The 816-nt window shown below is 62.5% G+C and carries 2 protein-coding genes; both read left to right on the forward strand.

Annotation, left to right across the window (positions count from 1 at the left end):
- Positions 1 to 568, forward strand: a 568-nt coding sequence (locus tag ACP5J3_RS14950) for a hypothetical protein (RefSeq protein ID WP_428496398.1), incomplete at its 5' end; no start/stop codon positions are given.
- Positions 565 to 816 (forward strand): type IV secretion system DNA-binding domain-containing protein (locus ACP5J3_RS14955; protein WP_428496399.1); only part of this gene is annotated, 252 nt, incomplete at its 3' end. The genes ACP5J3_RS14950 and ACP5J3_RS14955, both read left to right, overlap by 4 nt.

The raw sequence follows: 816 nt of genomic DNA on the forward strand, positions 1-816 counted from the left end.
CGCCCTCTTCCGCTATGTCGACTACGGAGAGTTGCAGAGGGGGGAGGGCGTCTTCCAGTACAAGGCGCCTCCCGTCGACCCAGTCCTCTTGGCGATGGGCCTCGCCCTAGCCCACCACCTAGATTCAAAATACGGCGGGGGATGGGCCGTCGAGGTGTATACAGACGCCTGGCCGGCGTTTAGCGATTTGCTAGCCATGGTCAAGCCCCTGTCTGGTACTCTGCGCGTATATACCTCTGTCTACGACCCCAAGGCGGCTGTCGCCGATAGGGTTGTTCTCGCTGTCCAGGGCTTGACGTACGAGGGGCTGGCGATGAAGAAGGCTTGGGCAGGCGGGGGGCTGTGCCGCCCCTACACGCCTCCGCCTATTACCGAGGTGGAGGACCCCGACGTCAAAGAGCTACTCCGCACACTGTGGGAAGCTGGGGGCTTTCTATCGCTGAAGTACGCCCAGGAGAAGTACGGCCAAGCCGTCGTCAGAGCCTCTCAGCTAGGCCTGGTGAGGCTAGACGCCCTCACCCTCACGGTGAGGCTTACAGACCTGGGGATTAGAGCCCTCGGCGTATGACTCTCTACACCCAGCTCTTCAGGCTTGTGACGGCCGTGGAGGGGAATGCGCTAATCACGGGGCTCCCCGGCACCGGCAAGACCTCTTTCGTCAAGTGGTCTCTCCGCGAGGTCCCCAGCGACTACGCCGTCGTTGTATACGACACCGCCGGCGACTTCAAAAACTGCAACTACGCCGCTCGGTACTCGGTGAACCCCCTCGACCTCCCCACGCCGCGCGTCGTGGAGATTTTGGAGGAGAGCCTCGCG

Origin of the sequence: Pyrobaculum sp., assembly GCF_049971835.1 — an archaeon.
In the GTDB taxonomy this organism is placed as follows: domain Archaea; phylum Thermoproteota; class Thermoprotei; order Thermoproteales; family Thermoproteaceae; genus Pyrobaculum.